The following is a 17,481-nucleotide window of genomic DNA, read 5'->3' as shown; positions in this document are numbered from 1 at the left end:
CAACGCCGGCAGGCCGCGCATCCGCAGCCGCCCGCGCAGCCCGGCGGCGATCCCCGCGGCCCGCTCCACCGGCAGCTCCCGGCGCACCTCGCGCCACAGCGGGCAGTCCCGCAACGGTCGGCCGCAGCCGCAGGGCCGGTTCTCCACCTCGCCGCGCTGCCACAGGTAACGCAGCTCGCCGGCGGCGAAGACCCCGTCGTACTGGCCCAGCACGGTGGTGACCAGGGTGCTGCCGCTGCGTCCGCTGCCGGCCAGGTAGAGCACCCGCACCGGCGGGTTCACACCGGCTCCCGCACGGTCCGCGCGGCGGTCGCGTAGACCTCCCGCAACCGGGTCAGGTGCGCCTGCGGGGAGAAGTCCCGCTCCACCCGCGCCCGGCCGGCCCGCCCCATCCGGTACGCCCGCTGCGGGTCGGCCAGCACCCGGTGCAGCCCGTCGGCCAGCGCGACCGGGTCGTCGGCGGGCACCACCTCGCCGTCCACCCCGGGGGTGACCAGCTCGGGCAGGCCGCCCAGGTCGGAGGCGACCACCGGCACCCCGCAGCCGTACGCCTCCAGCACCGCCATCGGCTGGTTCTCGTTCCACCGGGACGGCACCGCCACCACCGTGGCCGAGCGGACCAGCTCGTGCAGCCGGGCCTTGTCCAGCCGGCCGTGGAACCGGACCCGGCCGGGGGCCCGTCGCCGGGCCAGGTCGGTCAGTCCGTCGCGGGCCGGGCCGTCCCCGGCCACCTCCAGCACGACGTCGTCGGGCAGTCGGGTGAGCGCCTCGATCAGCACGTCGACGCCCTTCTCGGCGGCCAGCCGACCGGCGAAGACCACCGGCCCGCCGGGGGCCGTCTTCACCGCCGTCGTGGCGACGTCGACGAAGTGCGACACCACGTGCATCCGGTCGGGGAAGACCCCGGCCCGGCGCATCACGTCGGCCAGGAACCGGCTGGGGCTGACGAACGCCTGCACCGGCCCGTACGCCCGGGTGGCGCGGTGCAGCCAGGACTCGACGGCGAGCAGCGAGCTGGCCCCGAACGAGCCGTCCTTGCAGCGGCGACGGGCCGCGCGCAGCGGGCCGCCGGTCACGCAGGCGTCGCAGACCGTCCCCCGGTCGAGCATCTGGTAGCTGGGGCAGGCCAGCTTGTAGTCGTGCAGGGTCATCACCGCCGGCACCCGGGCGGCCCGCACCGCCGCCAGCACCGACGGGGAGAGCTGGTGGTAGATGTTGTGCAGGTGGACCACGTCGGGCCGGAACTCGTCGAGCACCCGGGCCAGGCCCCGCCGGCTGGCCGGCGACCAGATCATCCGGGCCGCCACCGCCGCGCGGGGTCCCGCGCCGCGCGGCGTCGGGTCCAGCTCCACGTGGGACGGGAAGTGCCGGGCGTACGGGGTGGGGGCGTCGTTGTCCGGGTGGGTCATGCCGAAGAAGGCCACCTCGTCGCCGTCGCCCCGTTGCAGCTCGGCGACGTCGAGCAGGTAGCCCTCGGCACCGCCGCGCCGGTAGAGGAACTTGTTGACATGGAGGACACGCATCGGCCTGCTCCGGGGGTGGCTGCTGCGGTGCGTCGGGGGTCGGGAGGTGGGGTGGTCGCCCCGGACAGCAGCGGTGACCAGGGGCCCCACCGTATGCACCACCCACGTCGTGAGTCCAGCTCATGATCCCCAAGTAGCCACACGGCCCATCGCCGGCTGACCACACGGCCACGTGGTCAGCCGCGATGATCTGCCGGTACCGTGTGCCCCACCCCGCCCGACGTGCCCGAGGAGGACCTGGTGCCCCACCCCGACGAACCCTCGGCGCTGGCGTACACCGCCCGACGGGTCCGCCGGCACCTGCGCTGGGCACGCACCGAGGGCATCCGGCGGCTGATCGAGGAGGACCGGCTCGATCCGGTCGAGCGGGCCCGCACCGCGCTGGCGAAGTGGCGCTGGCGACGGGCCCACCCCGGGCCGCCCGGCCGGGCCGTCCCGGTGTACCTGGTGGGCCTGCAACGCTCCGGCACCAACATGCTGACCCGGGGGCTGGACGCCGACCCGTCGGTGGAGGTCCGCAACGAGAACGACCGGGCCGTGTTCCACCGCTTCCGGTTGCGCCCCGACCCGGTGCTGGCCGCCGTCGTCCGCCACAGCCGGCACCGGTACGTGCTGGTCAAGCCGCTGTGCGACACGCACCGGGTGGACCGGCTGCTCGACCTGCCCGGAGTCACGCCGGGGCGGGCGCTGTGGGCGTACCGGGACGTCGACGACCGGGCCCGCTCCGAGGTGGCGAAGTTCGGCGACGCCAACCTGCGGGCGCTGCGGGCCATCGCCGACGGCACCATCGGGGACCGCTGGCAGGGGCAGCGCCTGGACGCGCCGACGCGGGAGCTGGTCGCCGGCTTCGACTACGACCGGATGACCCCGCACACCGCCGCCGCCCTGTTCTGGTACGTGCGCAACACGTTGTACTTCTCCCTCGGGCTGGCCGACCGCCCGGACACCCTGCTCTGCTCGTACGACGCGCTGGTCGCCGACCCGGCCGGGTACACCCGGCGGCTGTGCGCGTTCCTCGACCTGCCGTACGACCCGGTGCTGCACGCGCACGTCGGCGCGCGCACCCCGGCGCGGCCCCGGCTGGAGATCGACGCCCGGGTGCGGGCGCTGTGCACCGAGCTGACCGGCCGGTTGGACGCGTCGGCCGGCCGGCAGGAGGCATTGGACCATGGCTGACCCGCAGAACCCGCCACCCGCCCCCGGGCCGGGCCGCCCGCAGGGGCCGATCTTCCTGGTCGGCTGCCAGCGTTCCGGCACGACGATGCTGCGGCTGGTGCTCGACTCGCACTCCCGGGTCAGCTGCGGCCCGGAGACCCGGTTCCTGGCCGACATGCAACGCATCGTCGGGCGGGACTGGGAGCGGCTGGCCCGCTTCGGGTTCCCCCGGGAGTACTGGCTGGGCCGCATCGCCGACTTCTTCGGCGGCATCCAGGCCGACTACGCCCGGTCCCGGGGCAAGACCCGCTGGGCCGACAAGACCCCGCTGTACGCGCTGTCCATCGACTTCCTGGCCGAGGTCTTCCCCGACGCGCAGTTCGTGCACGTCGTACGGGACGGCCGGGACGTGGTGGTGTCGCACCGCAAGCGGTTCGGCTACTGGTCGGCGGTCAAGTGCGTGGTGAAGTGGCCGCGTTACATCCGCATCGCCCGCGCCGCCGGTGCCCGGCTGCCGGCCGACCGCTACCACGAACTGCGCTACGAGGAAACTGTCACCGACCCGGAGAAGGCCATGCGGGGCCTGTTCGAGTTCCTCGGCGAACCCTGGGAGGCTGGCGTGCTCGACTACGACGGCAAGCAGCACGACGTGGCGGGCAAGTACACCGCCGAGGCGGAGCGACGGCGGGCCGCCGCCGGCACCGACGCCCCGATCTACGGCTCCCGGGTCGGCACCTACCGCCGCGAGCTGGACCCCTTCCTGCGGGTGCTGGTCCGGGTCTTCTCCGGCGCCACCCTGCGCGAACTGGGCTACCGGTGAACCGGGTGCCACGCGGCGGTGCAACCCCGGGCGGGGGTCCGTCGGCCCGCCGGGTCGGGCGGCGGGGGCTGCTCGCCGGGGTGCTGCTGGTCGCCCTGCTCGCCGGGGCGGCCTGTTCGGACGATCCCGCCCCCGGGCCGGCCCCGTCGTCGACCGCGCCGTCGGCCGCCCCGTCCGCCGGTGCCAGCGGTACGCCGCTGCCGGCCGGCGAGGCGGTCCGCAACCCGTTCGGCGCGCACTGGGACTTCTCCCGGCACGACCAGTTCGTCCCCTACCTGGAGAAGCTCTCCGGTTCGGCGACGTACCACGAGCTGAGCTGGTGCGACATCGAGAAGACCCAGGGCAGCCCGGACTTCTCGGCGGTGGACCAGATCGCCGAACGCAGCCGCAAGCTCGGCATCACCCTGCACCTGAAGATCCGTACCGGGGTGTGCTGGGCGACCGGCGGGACGGCGAAGTTCACCCGGGGCCAGGCCAACAAGACCGAGTCGGCGATGCCACAGGACCTCGCCGCCTACCAGAACTTCGTCCGCACGCTGGTGCAGCGGTACGCCCCGTATGGGGTCCGCGAGTACGCCATCGAGAACGAGGTCAACGCCCAGCAGTACTGGGCGGGCAGCCCCGAGGACTACCGTCGGCTGGTCACCGCCGCCGCCGAGGCGATCCGCGCGGCCGACCCGCAGGCCAAGGTGGTCGACTCGGGCATGAGCAGCGTCGCGTACGGGATGGGGGTCGCCGACCGGCTGCTGCGGGCCGGGCAGCCGGACCAGGCCGTCGCCGCCTACCAGGCGTACTTCCAGCGGCGGATCGGCACCCGGGGTCGGCTGATCCCGCCGGTGAACGACCCGACGGCGTTGCGCACGGCGTTGGACAACGCGCAGAACTCCCGCAACCTGGCCTACCTCGCGGTCACCGAGAAGCTGCTCGACGACCGGGTGGTCGACGTCCGGCAGCTGCACTTCTACGAGCACTTCTCCGGGGTGCCGGCGCTGCTGGACTACCTGCGGGCGGAGACCCCGGCCGGGGTCCCGGTGCAGGCGTGGGAGGTCGGCCAGTTCTGGAAGGACGGCGCGGACGACGCGGCGGCCCGGGGCGACGAGATGGTCAAGGTGGTCAGTCAGCTGGTCGCCGGGGGCATCCGCGAGGTGCTCTGGCTGCCGCTGGCGTACAACCCGAACAACCGGGCCGGCGCGGAGGTCCGCTACGGCCTGCTCGACCCGGACGGCACCCAGCGGCAGGCCGGCGCGATGATGGCCGCCCTGGCGGCGGCGGCGCGGGACGCGACCGTCGAGCCGGTGAACGCCAAGGGGCTGACCGGGGTGGCGTTCCGGCGCGGCGCGGAGAGCACCCTGGTGGTCTGGTCGACCTCCTCCGGCACCGTGTCGTTGCCGACTGCGGCCGGGGTGACCGGGGGCCCGGTCGGCGCCGACCCGGCCGCCCGCACCGGCGCACTGCCGATCGGCCCGAGCCCGGTGCTGCTGCGCGCCACCGGCGACCCGAACGCGGTTCTCGCCCCGATCCGCTGACCGCCCGACGACGGCCCCGGCCCGGCACCGTCGGGCGGTGGGCGGGTGCCGGGGGCCCGTGACCGAATCGCGGTTCCGCGCACCACCGTGTCGGCCACCGGAACGCCGTCTGGTCACGGGCCCGCGCGGCGGCGTTCACCAGGTGCGCGGCCAGCCGAGCAGGGCGGCGAGGCGGGCGTTGTGCGGGGCGAACCCGGCGGCCAGCTCGGCCCGCAACGCCGGGGTGAGCTGGGACGGGCCGGTGTCCGCCCGGCGGGTGTGCCGGGCGAACGCCGCCGGGGTGTACGGGGCCAGCCCGAGGAACCGCAGCACCCCCGCGTAGCTGGTGGCCGGGTCGGCGTACAGGTCCTCGCTGCGGATCACGTGCAGCCGGTCCGGGGGCAGGTGGGCGTACCAGCGGTCGAGCTGCTCGGCGTAGCGGCCCCGGGCGGCGTAGGAGAAGTTGCGCAGCGCGTGGTGCGCCGCCGGGGTGTCCGGCCCGTCGACCAGCGCCTCGGCCAGCCGCCCCGGTTCGGCGGCGAGCGCCTCGGCGAAGCCCAACGGCTCCAGCCCGTACGAGCGGGTGTGCAGGTAGTGCGAGTAGGCCCGCTCGACCGGGTCGCGCAGCAGCGCCACGAACCGGGCCTCGGGCAGCGTCGCCGCCACCCGGGCCGGCACGCCGGGGTGGAACAGGTAGTAGGGGCTGGCCTCGAAGCTGCGCCGGCCCGGGGCGGCCGGCGGGAAGTGCGCCCGGTACCAGCGGGTCCCCCGCCCGAAGTGCAGGCTGAAGAACTGGAGTTCCTTGCCGGTGGCGGCCCGCACGTCGGGGTGCTCGGCGAGGTAGTGGTGCAACGAGGTGGTGCCGCACCGCTGCCCGCCGATGATCAGGAAGTCGGGCAGCGCGCCGACCCGGCCGGGCAGCGCCGCCCGCCCCCAGGCGCGGGTGCCGCGTACCACCCGGCGCAGCCGGTCCACGGTGGCCCGGCGCGGTCCCGCGCTCACCGCGGCACCGCCCGGCCGGAGGTGTCCCGGCCGCCCCCGCCCACCCCGGTGGGGAACGGACCGTCGTCGGACGGGTCGACCCCCGGGGCGTCCCCGGGGGCGTCGGACGGGACGCCACGGCGGCGTCGGCGGGCGAGGGTACGCAGCACCATCAGATCCTCCCGGCTGAGCCCCAGTGCCAGCACGGCCCCCAGGTAGACCGCCACGATGGTGGCCAGCCCGGCGACCGGCCGCCACGGCCAGCCCGGCACCAGCCAGCGCACCAGCAGCCCGGCGGCCAGCGCGGCGACCCCGGCGGCCAGCCCCTTGGCCATCCCGACGGTGAACGGCAGCGCGCCGGTCAGGTGGCGGACCTGCACCACCCGGGCGATGTTGACCACGATCAGCGAGGCGCTCCACGCCGCCGCCGCGCCGACGATCCCGTACGCCGGGATGAGCCACAGGTTGAGCAGCACGTTGAGCACCAGGGCGACCAGGTTGTCGGCCATGTTGAGGGCCACCCGGCCGGACATGTTCAGCACCGTGCCGCACGGGCCGGTGGCCGCGTTGACGAGCTGGCCGAGGGCGAGGACCACGGTCACCGCCGCGCCGGTGGCGACCTCGCCGCCGAAGACGCGCAGCAGGTCGCCGGGGAGGACCAGCAGCGCCACGAACGCCGGCAGCGACAGCCGCACCACCCAGCCGGTGGCCACCGCGTAGACCCGGCGGACGTCGTCGAGGTCCCCCCGGTGGTAGAGGTGCGCCAGGTACGGGCCGAACGCGGCGTTGACCGGGGCGAGGACGAAGATGGCGACGGTGACCAGCCGGGTGGCGACGTTGTAGACGCCGATGTCCGGATTGGCGAAGAACCCGAGCAGCAGGGTGTCGACCCAGATCAGCCCGGTCGACGACAGCGACGACACCCAGCTGACCGTGGAGAAGCGGAACAGCTCCCCCGGTCGGTGCACCGGGCGGGCCGGGGGCACCCGGCGGACCAGCCGGGCCAGCGCCAGCAGGGCGAGCAGGGCGGCCGACCAGCCGGCCACCACCAGCGCCCAGAACGCCCCGGTCAGCCCGGCCCCGGTGAGCAGGGCGAGCGCGGTGAGCAGCAGCCGGGTGCCCGGCTCGTAGAGCTGGCCGATGAAGGTGAACGGCCGCTGGGTACGCCAACCCCGGGTCGCCGCCAGCGCCGCCTCGCAGATCGTCGAGGCGGGCAGGGTCAGCGCGACCAGCCGCAGCCCGGTGACCAGCCCCGGGTCGTGCAGCCGGTCGGCCAGCCACGGTGCGCCCGCCGCCAGCGCCCCGGCGAGGACGACCGACGAGCCGGCCGAGACGGCCAGCCCCAACCGGATGGTGCCGCGCAGCGCCGGGGCGTCCGCGTCGGCCAGGTGCACCGCCACGAACCGGGTGAGGCCGGCCCGGAACCCGGACAGCGACAGCAGCCCGGCCAGCGACAGCACCGCGTAGCACTGGGCGTACCGGCCGACCTCCCGGATGCCCAGCAGCCGGGCCAGCAGCAGCATGATCAGGAAGACCGCCGCCTGGCTGAGCAGGGCACCGAGCAGGTTGAGCCCGCCGCCCCGGGCCATCCCCCGGACGTGCCGGTCGCCCTGCGCGGACGCGTGCGACACCGCCACCTACCGGCGTCGGTGCTGCTCGGGCACGGTCGAGGTGACGACCGGCAGCACCACCGTGTCGTCGCCGCGCCGTCCGCCGGTCAGGGCGGGGGCGGCCCGGCCGACCGCCGGCGGCTGCCCGGCCCGGCGGCTGCGCGACAGCCACTCCAGCACCGCCACCAGCAGCACGGCCAGCAGCAGGCCGGCACCGGCGACCGGGAGCACCAGCGCGACCAGCGCCTTCGTCCGGGACACCGGCTGCGTCTCGCCGACGCTGGTCACCTTCTCCGGGTCGGCGGCCTGGGACTGGGCGCGGGCCTGTTGCAGCCCCTGCCGGGCCGAGGCCAACGCGCTGGTCGCGCTGTCGCGTTGGGCGAGCAGCGCCTGGTAGTCGGGCAGCTTCGGACCGAGCCCGTCGAGCCGCTTCTGCCCGGCGCTGATCGACTCGGCGGCGGCGTTGGCGCCCCGGGTGTTGCCGACCGCCTGCATCTGCAACTGCTGCTGCCGCAGGCTGGCGATCTCCTGGAGGGTCGACTGGTAGAGCTTGTCGGGCTGGCTGACCTTGTTGGCCTTCTCCCAGTCGTTGATCGCCCGGGTGGCGGTGGTCAGCTCGTCGGTGGCCGTCTTCACCTCGTCGGTGGCGATGCCGACCTGGCTGGCGAACAGGAAGGCCAGGGCCCGCTTGCCGGTCGCGGCGAGCACCGGGGCGACCGTGGACCGGTCGGCGGTGGTGTAGGTGACGGTGAGCTGGCTGCTCGCGCCGACCTGCTTGACCGCCAGGCCGTCGCGCAGCGCGTCGGCGGGGACCCCGGTGTCGGCGGCCACCTGGTCGACCACCTGCGGGGAGGTCACCGCCGCGGCGAAGGCCGCCGCGAACTGGTTGGCCGCCTGGGTGCCGGTGTACTGCTGGGCCGCGCTGCCGCCGACCAGGGCGGGCGCGGCGACGTACGAGGTGGCCGCGTACTGCTGCGGGCCGAGCAGGACGACCAGCGCGGCCGCCGCTCCGGCCACCAGCGGAATGCCCACCAGCAGCCAGAGTCGACGCCGCGCGACCCGCAGATAGTCGACGATCTCCACCCTGGTGCTCCCCACTGCTTGATCCTTCATCGGTTGTGCCACCCGGTCGTCACCGATCGGGGCGTCGCCGCCCGGGACGGCTCGGCCGGTAGCCCCCGGGCGACCGCGCCGGCTGCCGCGGCGAACGCCGCGAAGTACCACAGGGTGACCACGTTCGAGATCACGTTGGACGCCGCGCTGACCGCGACGAAGGCGACCGCGCAGCCCAGGAACCCGATCGCGATCCCCCGGCCGAGGCTCCCCGGTGGGGCGCGGCGCAGCGCGTTCAGCCCGGTGTGCAGGCACAGCACCATCATCGCCAGGTACGCCAGCAGCCCGGCCAGCCCGGTCTCCACGTACGCGCGCAGGAAGTCGTTGTGCGGCTTCTTCGCCTCGTCGGCCTCGAACTTGGTCATGTTGGGGCCGATCCCGGTGACCGGGTTGCGGTTGGCCAGCGACACGATCTCCGACCAGTAGCCGACCCGCCAGGCGAGGGTGTTGCCGGTGGGGCCGCCGCCGACGGCGGTGTTGTCGGCGAGCTGCCCGAAGCGGTGCGCGACGCTCGGCAGCAGCGCCACCCCGGCCACCGCGACCAGGCAGAGCGCCACCAGCATCCGCCGGCTGCGGTGCAGCACCGCCACCACCAGCAGGCCCAGCCCCGCCCCGAGGATCGCACTGCGGGTGTTGGTGAGCAGCAGGAACAGCAGCGACGCGGTGAGCAACGCGCCGAGGCCGAGCCGAAGCCGGCGGCTCAGGTAGCGGTGGATGCCGAACCCGAAGATCACCATGAACATCAGGTAGCGGCCGAACGTGGTGGACTGGCTGAACGGGCCGCTGATCCGGGTGAAGTCCCCCTTGATCTCGGCCGGTGGGTGGCCGAGCAGGGACAGCACGGCGGTGTAGCCGACCGCCAGCACCAGCGACACGTACGCGGCGAGCAGCACCCGGCGGACCGCCGGCAGGTCCGGCATGAGCTGCTCCAGGACCACGAACATGACCACCACGGTGCCGATCCGCAGCGCCTCCAGGGCGCTGGGCACCGGCTGGGCGGCCCCCGCCGCGCTGACCAGACAGGTGGCCCCGACCAGCAGCATCGCCACGCCCAGCGGGGAGCCGCGCAGCCGGCCCCGCTGGCGTAGCTGGGCGGCGAGCCAGAGGCCGGCGGCGAGCAGGAACAGCACCGCCAGGATCGTCGACGGGTCCATCGTCCGGGTCGCCGCCGCGCCGTCGGCCCGGCCGGCCGTCGGGCCGCTGAGCTTGAACAGGTCGACGCAGGAGCGGACCGCCAGCATCAGCAGCACGTACGCCGCGAAGCGGGTGAGCGCGAGCACGCCGACGGCCAGTCCGGCGAGGACCACCAGGGGCAGCACCGCGCCGACCCGGCCGCCAGCGGAGGCGGTCAGTCCGACGCCGAGCGCCACCACGGCGCACAGCAGCGCCGCGCCGACGGTCAACAGGCGGGCGGTCGGGTCACCGCCGGACCACCGTCGCCGCCCGCCGTCGGGCAGGGTGAGGTCGCCCTCCGTGCCGTGTCGCTGTCCGTCCACCGCTCGCCGACCACTCGTTTCCAGGGAACTGTTGCCGGTCGCCGCCGACGGCCGGGAGAACGGCCTAATCTAACGGTCGCCGAGGTCGGGGGACATGGGCCGTTACGCCGACCGTGGGCGACCCAACGTCCGGTTCCCCGGGGCGGGGGGCGCGCAGGGCCAGCGAGAAGTAGAGTTTTTCCAGCTCACGGGCGGCCGCGTCCCAGCTGTACTCGGCGAGCACCCGGTCGCGCAGCAGGGCCGCGCCGGCCCGTTCGGCCGGCAGGTCGGCGGTCACCGTGCCCAGCGCCCGCAGCAGGTCGTCGACGTCACCGTCGCGGAACAGCCGCTGCCCCGGCCCGTCGCGGTCGAGCACCTCACGGTGGGGTTCGATGTCGCTGGCGACCACCGGCAGCCCGTACGAGGCGGCCTCCAGCACGGTCAGCGGCAGCCCCTCCAGGCGGGACGGCTGCACGAAGGCCGCCGCGTGCGAGTACAGCTCGGCGAGCAGGTCGCCGTAGACGAAGTCGGTGAACACGATGCGCGGGTCGTCACCGGCGGCCTCACGGAGCCGGGCGACGTAGCCGTCGGTGAAGGCGGAGCCGCCGACGATGGCCAGCCGCAGGTCGGTGGGCAGCCGCCGGAACGCCTGGACGAGCAGGTCGGCGGCCTTCTCGGGGACGAGCCGGCCGACCAGCAGCAGGTAGCCGCCGGGGCGCAGGCCGAACCGGGTCAGTTCCCGGGGCGGCCGGTGGGTGGGGGCGGCCACCCCGTTGGGGATGTACCGGGCGGGCCGGCCGAACCGGGTGGTGTAGTGCGCCGCGAGGCCCCGGGACACGGTCACCCGGGCGTCGGGCAGGTGCCCGCTGAGCCGGTACGCGGTGCCGAGCACGGCCCGCGCCGCCCGGCCCCACTTGTCGCGCTGGTTGTCCAGCCCGTGCACGGTGAGCACCACCTTGGCGCGGGAGGCGTACCGGGCCAGCGGTGCGGTCAGCACCGGGCCGAGGCCGTGGTAGTGCACGATGTCGGGGCGCTCGGTCAGTGCCGCCAGGGTCGAGGTGGCCGAGTGCACGATGGCGTCGAGGTGCTTGCTGGGCACGGTACGGGCCCGCCGCAGCCGGATGCCCCGGTGCCGGGTCGCCTCCACCGCGCCGTAGCTGTCCCGGCAGTAGACGGTCACCTCGTGGCCGAGGCCGACCAGCCGGCTGGCCACCTCCTCCACGTGCCGTTCGATCCCCCCGTAGGTGGCCGGCACGCCCTTCTGGCCGATCATCGCCACCCGCAGGGGACGCCACCCCGGCGGGCGGGTCAGGCTCGGCCCCGAGCGGTCGGTGCGGAGCTGCTCTCCCCGGTCTGCGGCATCGTTACGGAACGGCACTGTCCCCCCTCGTTTTCGCTACCACCGGGGCGGTGGCGCGGCCCCCGGCGCACGGGACGCTAGATCATCGACGTTCGGCCGGCCACTGGCCGGTCAGTCAGACCTGACCGGCCACCGGCACCGCCGGCCGGGTCGGACACCTGCCGGTGCCGCCCGGCCGGGTGCCGGTGGCCGCCCGGGTCCCGGTACGACGCCGGGAGGACGGAGTCTCCGTCCTCCCGGCGACCGGAGGGTGACGTCAGGAGGTCGGGCCGCCGAACTCCACCCAGTTGAGGTTGAACAGGCTGGTCGTGGTTCCGCCGGAGACGGGCTTGAAGACCAGGTAGAGCGCGTGCGTGCCGGCCGCCTGGCTGACCGGGAAGGTCTGGCTGGCCCAGGCGCTGGTGCCGGTGGTCGCGTTGAGCGTCGCGCTGGTCACCAGCTCACCGGTCGGCGAGTCGAGCCGCAGTTCGACGATGCCGCGCGGGGTTCCGGCGGTGGCCGTGGAGCCACCGGCGTACCGGAAGGTGATCTTGTCGATCCCGCCCAGGTTGATCGGGTCGAGCGCGATGTGGTCACCGTTGTCGATGCCGGCCACGTGCTGGCCGCCACCGGTGTCGGTGGTGTTGGCCAGCGTGACGCCCTGCTGGACCTGGGCGAACTCGGCCTGCTGCCGGAAGGTCTGCAGGACGATCTGGTCCAGCGCGGACAGCGCCGGCTGGCCGTTGGCGCCCTTGTCGGTGTAGGTGGCGCTGATCGCGCCGTACAGGTAGCCACCGGCGTGGTCGGCACCGTCGGCCGGGGTCTCGAACGAGCCCGAGCAGCCGTTGGCGTCGCTCATGCCGTGCCCGTGGGTGTCGTGGCCGAGCACGAACGAGACCGTCACCCGGCTGCAGTCGATCGGGCCGTCCTCGGGGTCGGTCACGGTGACCGTCCACGGCACGGTGTCACCCCAGTTGAAGAAGGTGCCGGACAGCGGCGAGGTGACCTTCACGGTGGGCGCGGTGTTGCCCACGGTGATCTCGCGGGTGAGCACCGCCGTCTTGCCGCTGGAGTCGGTGACCGTCAGCTTGGCGGTGAAGACCCCGTTGGTGGTGTAGGTGTGCGACGCGTCCCGCTCGGTCGAGTCGGTGGTGCCGTTGCCGTCGAAGTCCCAGGCGTAGGTGATGGTCTCGCCCGGGTCCGCGTCGTAGGAGCCCTCGGCGGAGAACTGCACGGTCAGCGGCGCCTGCCCGGAGGTCGGGCTGGCCTTCAGCTCCGCCACCGGGGCGCGGGTGCCCTTGGCGTAGCGGATCACCGACAGCGCGGCGTCCGGGTTGGCCCGGAAGAAGCCGTCGCCGTACTCCAGCAGGTAGAGGTTGCCGTCCGGGCCGAACTCCATGTCCATCGGGTTGTCGAAGACGAAGCCCGGCAGGAACTGCTCCACCCCGACCAGCTTGCCGCTGCCGTTGGTGCGCATCATGAAGATCTTGTCCCGGGTGAACTCCCCGAACACCACCGCGTCGTTGTAGTACTCCGGGAACTTGGTCTCGGAGGCCAGCGCGGCGTCGTACTTGTAGACCGGGCCGCCCATCGGGCCGACGCCACCGGTGCCGAGCACCGGCCACTTGAACTCACAGGTGCCCGGCGGCGTGCTCAGGTAGCCCTCCGCGCAGGTGGTGGTGGCCCGGAAGGTGTAGTTGAGCTGCGGGTCCTGCACCGGCGGGAGGACCGTCCGGCCGGTGTTGCGCGGCGAGTCGTTCACCGGCGCGGCGCAGTTGAAGGCGCCCTTCGACTGCTTGGTCACGAAGTCGTAGTCGATGTACGGCAGGGTCGGCGAGTAGCAGTACGGCCACCCGTAGTTGCCGGCCTTGTTGGTGGAGATCCACCGACCGGTGCCCTCCGGGCCCCGGGCCGGGTTCGGCGTCTGCGAGTCCGGCGAGTAGTCACCGATGTAGACGAAGCCCCGGGAGTCCACGTCGAACCGGAACGGGTTGCGCAGACCCATCAGGAAGATCTCCGGGCGGGTCTTGTTGTCCCGGTCCTCGGCCTCGGGGAAGAGGTTGCCGGCCGGGATGCTGTACGACCCGTCCGCCTTCACCTTGATCCGCAGCACCTTGCCCCGCAGGTCGTTGGTGTTGCCGGCGGACCGCTGGGCGTCGTAGCCCGGACCCTGGGTCGGCGACTCGTTGATCGGGGTGAAGCCGTCCGAGCCACCGGCGTTGGTGTCGTCACCGGTGACCAGGTAGAGCAGCCCCTTGCCGTCGAACTTGACCTCACCGGCGACGTGGCAGCAGATGCCCCGGTCGGTGTCGACCTTCATGATCTTCTGCTCGCTGGCCAGGTCCAGGTGCGGGGTCGGCTCCTCCACGAACTTGAACCGGGAGAGCTGGTTGTACCCCTTGTAGACGTCCCACACGCTCGGGTCGGTGCTGGTCGCCGGCGCGTCCGTGGTGGGGGTGTCCAGCTTCGGCGCGTAGTAGGCGTACACCCACTTGTCGGTGGCGAAGTCCGGGCCGATGGTGACCGACTGGAGGCCGTCCTCGTCGTGCTGGTACACCGGGATGGTGGTGATGACCGGGCTGGCGCCGGTCTCCGGGTCGTAGAGCCGGATCTCGCCGGCCCGGGTGTTGTGCAGCACCCGACCGTCGGGCAGCACCGACAGGGTCATCGGCTCGCCCGGCTCGTCGTTGAGGATGACCTTCTCGTAGTTGGCCTTGACCGTGGCACCGCAGTCGCCCTCGACCATGCCGGCCGACCACTGGATCGCGCCGAGCAGGTGCTTGCGGAACGCGCCGTTGGCGTACGTGTCGGCGGAGTCGCCGAGCCCGGTGTAGAACGACCGGCCGCCCTGGAAGTCCTTGCACCAGGAGATCGGGTGGTCGTAGCCCATGGTGCCGCCGGTGAACGTCTTCTCGTCCACCGTGGCGAGCACGTGCGCGGTGCCCCGGACGTTGGTGGTGAAGTTGTACCACTGGTCGTTGAGGGTGAGCTGCCGGGCGAGCGGCTTGCTCGCCGGGTGCGCCCGGTCGGCGACGTCGATGCTGGCCGACCCGCTCGACGCCGTGCCGGCGGCGGTGGTGCCGACGATGTCGCGGTAGAACGTCCACGACGGTTCGGCCTCGACCGCGGCGTGCACGCCGAGGTAGCCACCGCCGTTGCGGATGTAGCGCTCGAAGGCCGCCTCCTGGCCGCTGTTGAGCACGTCGCCGGTGGTGTTGAGGAAGACGACCGCGCCGTAGCTGGCCAGGTTGTCGTCGGAGAAGGCGGTCGAGTTCTGGGTGACGTCGACGGTGAAGCCGTTGCTGCTACCCAGGGTGCGGATCGCGTTGACGCCCTTGTCGATCGACGGGTGACGCTCACCGTCGGTCTTGGTGAACACCAGGACGCTTGTCGTGTCCTGGGCCGGCTGGGCCAACGCCGGTGCGGTCGCGGCGAGCGGGACGACGATCCCTACCCCTGCGATCGCGGCGAGCCATCGGTGTACCGATCTTGCCATCTGGTTCCTCCGGTGGGGGGACGATGTGCTGCCTGCTCCGGGCGGGTGCCGGGGCCACCCGGGTGGTGCGGTGCTGCGTCTCGCTCTCCGGTGGGGACGGGACAACGCCGTCCCGACCCCGTGCGGTTCGCCGACCGGGGAGCTGCGTACGGCCAGGGCCCGTGCCGGGGGCGCGCGGCGGCGCGGCCCGGGGTCACGGGTCGGAAGAGGTCACGTGGTACGGGCCCGCCGGGGCGGTACGCCCGGTGCTGTCCGGGGGCCGTCTGCGGCCCGGACGGTCGGGGCGGGGCCCGGGTGGTGGCGGTCGCGTCGGGGGACGCGACCGCCACCGCCGGTGCCGCCGGCGGTGGTGCGACCGCCGGTCGGTGCGCAAGCGGCGGCCGGCTGCCGGCCGCCGGGCGGGTCAGTCCTTGTTGTAGATGGTCAGGTCGGCCATGTTGGCGTAGCTGAGCCGGGCGAAGTCCAGCGACTGGCCCGGGTTGGTGGCACCGCCGGGGGCGGTGTCCATCTCCCAGTTGGCGTGGTGGAAGTCGGACTCGCCGATGGTCTGGAAGAACTGCTGGAAGTTGATGTCGCCCTCACCGAGCGGGATCATCTCGTAGCCGTTGGCCAGCGCCGAGTTGCGGTTGCCGTCCTTGGCGTGGAACAGCGGGAACCGCTTGGTGCGCCGGGCCACGTTCAGGATCGGGTCGAACAGCGAGGTCTTCTGCTGGCCGGCCGAGTTGGTGTACTTGGTGTGCTTGTACCGGGCCACGTACGCCCAGTAGATGTCGCACTCGAAGAAGACGTACTTCGGGTCGGTCTTGGCGAAGAAGTACTCCAGCCGGCGCACGCCGGAGGACCGGGTCGGCCTGCCGTTGGCGTCCAGCGGGCCGCTGTCGAGCAGGAACGAGTAGGCCACGTCGTGGTTGTGGGTGTAGAGGCGCATCTTGCGCTCCTTGGCCTGCCGGCCGAGCTCGTTCCACACGTCGGCCGCGGCGTCCCAGTCGGACTGGTAGGCGCTGTTGGTCGGGTCGCTGCCGGTGCCGATGTTCTTCATGCCGAGTTCCTCGGCGATGTCCAGCTGCTGCTGGAAGGTGGCCGCGTTGATCGACGTGTGGGTGCCGTTGGCGACCAGCCCGTTGTCGTCCAGGATCTTGCGGATCTCGGTCGGGGTGATCTGCCGGCCCAGGATCGAGGTGTGCTGGTTGTAGCCGGCGAACTCGATCTCCTTGTAGCCCATCTCGGCCAGGCTGGCGAGCACCCGCTCGAAGCCGTAGGGCACGCCGCTGTCGTCCGGGGCGGCGGAGATCCGGTCCCGGACGCTGTAGAGGATGATGCCCCGGTTCTGCTCCGGGATGAGCGGGTCGACCCGCCACTTGCCGTCCGCGCGGGCCGGGCCCTTGGTCTGGAGCACCGGCAGGCCGGCCGCGCCGAGCACGGCGGCGGCGCCGGCCGACGCGGCCAGCAGCCGACGGCGGGTGACCTGGGCGCGGTACTGGGGGTCGGAGGCCATACGGCGCTGATCCTCGTTCACAAATTCCACCTTTCGAGGGCGGCCCTGGCGGGCCACTGAGACGTGCGAGTCCTGCTGGGAGGGTCGAAGGACCTGCGCCGCCGAATACGCGTGGCCCGGTGGATGACTGGTCGGTCAAGGGGGGATGTCAACCGTGTTACGTCTGTGAACCGGACACTAACGGTGGCTGACGGCTAAAGATAGACCTCGAACGGAGAAACTTTTGTTCGTACGAACAAAAGTTCCTGATGGTCGGAGCCGATGCCCGAACGGTCGCCCAGACCCGGCTCCCCGGTCGATCCCCCGGCCCTCACCAGCACGAACACCGACGACGCCCCGGACGCGGACAGGCGGACACGACGCGGGGCGCGCCGTCGACCCGCGATCGAATCGACAGCACGCCCACCGCGTCCCCCACCGGCCGGCCCGCCACCGGGCGCGGCGGCCGGTCGGAACGCCCGTCCCCCGGGGCGCTACCCGGGACCGGCCAGCACCAGCTCACCGAGCCGCTGCTCCAGCGCCGCCGCGTCCAGCCCGCCGGGCCAGCCGCGCAGCAACGCGCCACCCTTGGCGACCAGCACGACGGCCGGCGGCTCCCGCACCGCGTACGACCGCCAGATGGTCTGCTGTTCGTCCACCACGACGGGATACTCCACCCGGTGCGCCCGCAGGTAGTCCTGCAACTCGTCGGCCTGGTCGACACCGGCCACGCCGACGAAGACCACCCGGTCCCGGTGCCGGCGGGCCAGCTCGCTCAGCGCGTCCTGCCGGTCGGCGCAGGTGGTGCACCAGGAGCTGAAGAAGGTGAACACCACCGGGCGGTCGGCCCAGAGCCGGGCGGCGGTGAGCGGGGTGCCGTCGGTCAGCCCGCCGGTGAACGCCGGGGCGGCCGGCGCGCCGCCCGGTGGCGGGCGCAGCGCCAGGTCGGCGGGGACCGGTCCGGGCAGCGTCGCGGCGCCCCCGGCGAGC

General features: G+C 73.5%; 12 protein-coding genes and 1 pseudogene. 3 read left to right on the top strand and 10 right to left on the bottom strand.

The window, feature by feature from the left end:
- Both H1A17_RS29755 and H1A17_RS29750 read right to left on the bottom strand, forming a co-directional pair.
- Positions 1-282: pseudogene (locus H1A17_RS29755) on the bottom strand (sulfotransferase family protein); the annotation flags it as partial.
- Positions 279-1,523: a glycosyltransferase gene (locus H1A17_RS29750; protein ID WP_145919631.1), complete on the bottom strand. Its 1,245-nt coding sequence runs from the start codon at positions 1,521-1,523 to the stop codon at positions 279-281. The gene H1A17_RS29750 and the pseudogene H1A17_RS29755, both read right to left, overlap by 4 nt.
- 222 nt (positions 1,524-1,745) lie before the next feature.
- Between H1A17_RS29750 and H1A17_RS29745 the strand changes: the two genes are divergently transcribed.
- The 3 genes from H1A17_RS29745 to H1A17_RS29735 are packed head-to-tail and all read left to right on the top strand — an operon-like array spanning position 1,746 to position 5,024.
- Positions 1,746-2,699, top strand: a complete 954-nt coding sequence (locus H1A17_RS29745) for a hypothetical protein (RefSeq protein WP_194823448.1) — start codon at positions 1,746-1,748, stop codon at positions 2,697-2,699.
- Positions 2,692-3,498, top strand: a complete 807-nt coding sequence (locus tag H1A17_RS29740) for a sulfotransferase (RefSeq protein WP_194823447.1) — start codon at positions 2,692-2,694, stop codon at positions 3,496-3,498. The genes H1A17_RS29745 and H1A17_RS29740 overlap by 8 nt, the downstream gene beginning before the upstream one ends.
- 5 nt (positions 3,499-3,503) lie before the next feature.
- A complete protein-coding gene (locus H1A17_RS29735) occupies positions 3,504-5,024 on the top strand; it encodes a hypothetical protein (RefSeq protein ID WP_194823446.1) in 1,521 nt (506 codons plus the stop codon).
- A 135-nt stretch (positions 5,025-5,159) separates the two neighbouring features.
- Here H1A17_RS29735 and H1A17_RS29730 read toward each other — a convergent pair whose 3' ends face one another.
- From H1A17_RS29730 to H1A17_RS29695, 8 genes are all read right to left on the bottom strand, one after another.
- On the bottom strand, positions 5,160-6,005 hold the full coding sequence (locus tag H1A17_RS29730) for a sulfotransferase (protein ID WP_194823445.1): 846 nt from the start codon (positions 6,003-6,005) through the stop codon (positions 5,160-5,162).
- Positions 6,002-7,615, bottom strand: coding sequence for an oligosaccharide flippase family protein (locus H1A17_RS29725; protein WP_145919626.1), 1,614 nt, complete (start codon positions 7,613-7,615; stop codon positions 6,002-6,004). The genes H1A17_RS29730 and H1A17_RS29725 overlap by 4 nt, the downstream gene beginning before the upstream one ends.
- Positions 7,616-7,621: 6 nt before the next feature.
- On the bottom strand, positions 7,622-8,692 hold the full coding sequence (locus H1A17_RS35355; protein ID WP_194823444.1) for a Wzz/FepE/Etk N-terminal domain-containing protein: 1,071 nt from the start codon (positions 8,690-8,692) through the stop codon (positions 7,622-7,624).
- A gap of 11 nt (positions 8,693-8,703) precedes the next feature.
- A complete protein-coding gene (locus tag H1A17_RS35710; RefSeq protein WP_194823443.1) occupies positions 8,704-10,203 on the bottom strand; it encodes an O-antigen ligase in 1,500 nt (499 codons plus the stop codon).
- A 64-nt stretch (positions 10,204-10,267) separates the two neighbouring features.
- Complete coding sequence (locus H1A17_RS29710; RefSeq protein ID WP_194823442.1) at positions 10,268-11,560, bottom strand: glycosyltransferase family 4 protein; 1,293 nt, start codon at positions 11,558-11,560, stop codon at positions 10,268-10,270.
- Positions 11,561-11,798: 238 nt separating this feature from the next.
- Complete coding sequence (locus tag H1A17_RS29705; RefSeq protein ID WP_194823441.1) at positions 11,799-15,017, bottom strand: ThuA domain-containing protein; 3,219 nt, start codon at positions 15,015-15,017, stop codon at positions 11,799-11,801.
- A 403-nt stretch (positions 15,018-15,420) separates the two neighbouring features.
- A complete protein-coding gene (locus H1A17_RS29700; protein WP_240762872.1) occupies positions 15,421-16,533 on the bottom strand; it encodes a sugar phosphate isomerase/epimerase in 1,113 nt (370 codons plus the stop codon).
- Between the two features lie 452 nt (positions 16,534-16,985).
- The coding region (locus tag H1A17_RS29695; protein WP_194823440.1) for a TlpA disulfide reductase family protein at positions 16,986-17,481 on the bottom strand (496 nt) is incomplete at its 5' end.

The organism is Micromonospora sp. S-DT3-3-22, assembly GCF_015354745.1.
In the GTDB taxonomy this organism is placed as follows: Bacteria; Actinomycetota; Actinomycetes; order Mycobacteriales; family Micromonosporaceae; genus Micromonospora; species Micromonospora wenchangensis.
Note: the sequence above shows the minus strand (reverse complement) of the source record. Positions and strands in the feature narration are given on the sequence as shown.

Bases quoted from the DNA above. Each gene is read 5' to 3' on its own strand.
- H1A17_RS29750 (WP_145919631.1), bottom strand. From the start codon at position 1,523: ATGCGTGTCCTCCATGTCAACAAGTTCCTCTACCGGCGCGGCGGTGCC.
- H1A17_RS29740 (WP_194823447.1), top strand. From the start codon at position 2,692: ATGGCTGACCCGCAGAACCCGCCACCCGCCCCCGGGCCGGGCCGCCCG.
- H1A17_RS29705 (WP_194823441.1), bottom strand. From the start codon at position 15,017: ATGGCAAGATCGGTACACCGATGGCTCGCCGCGATCGCAGGGGTAGGG.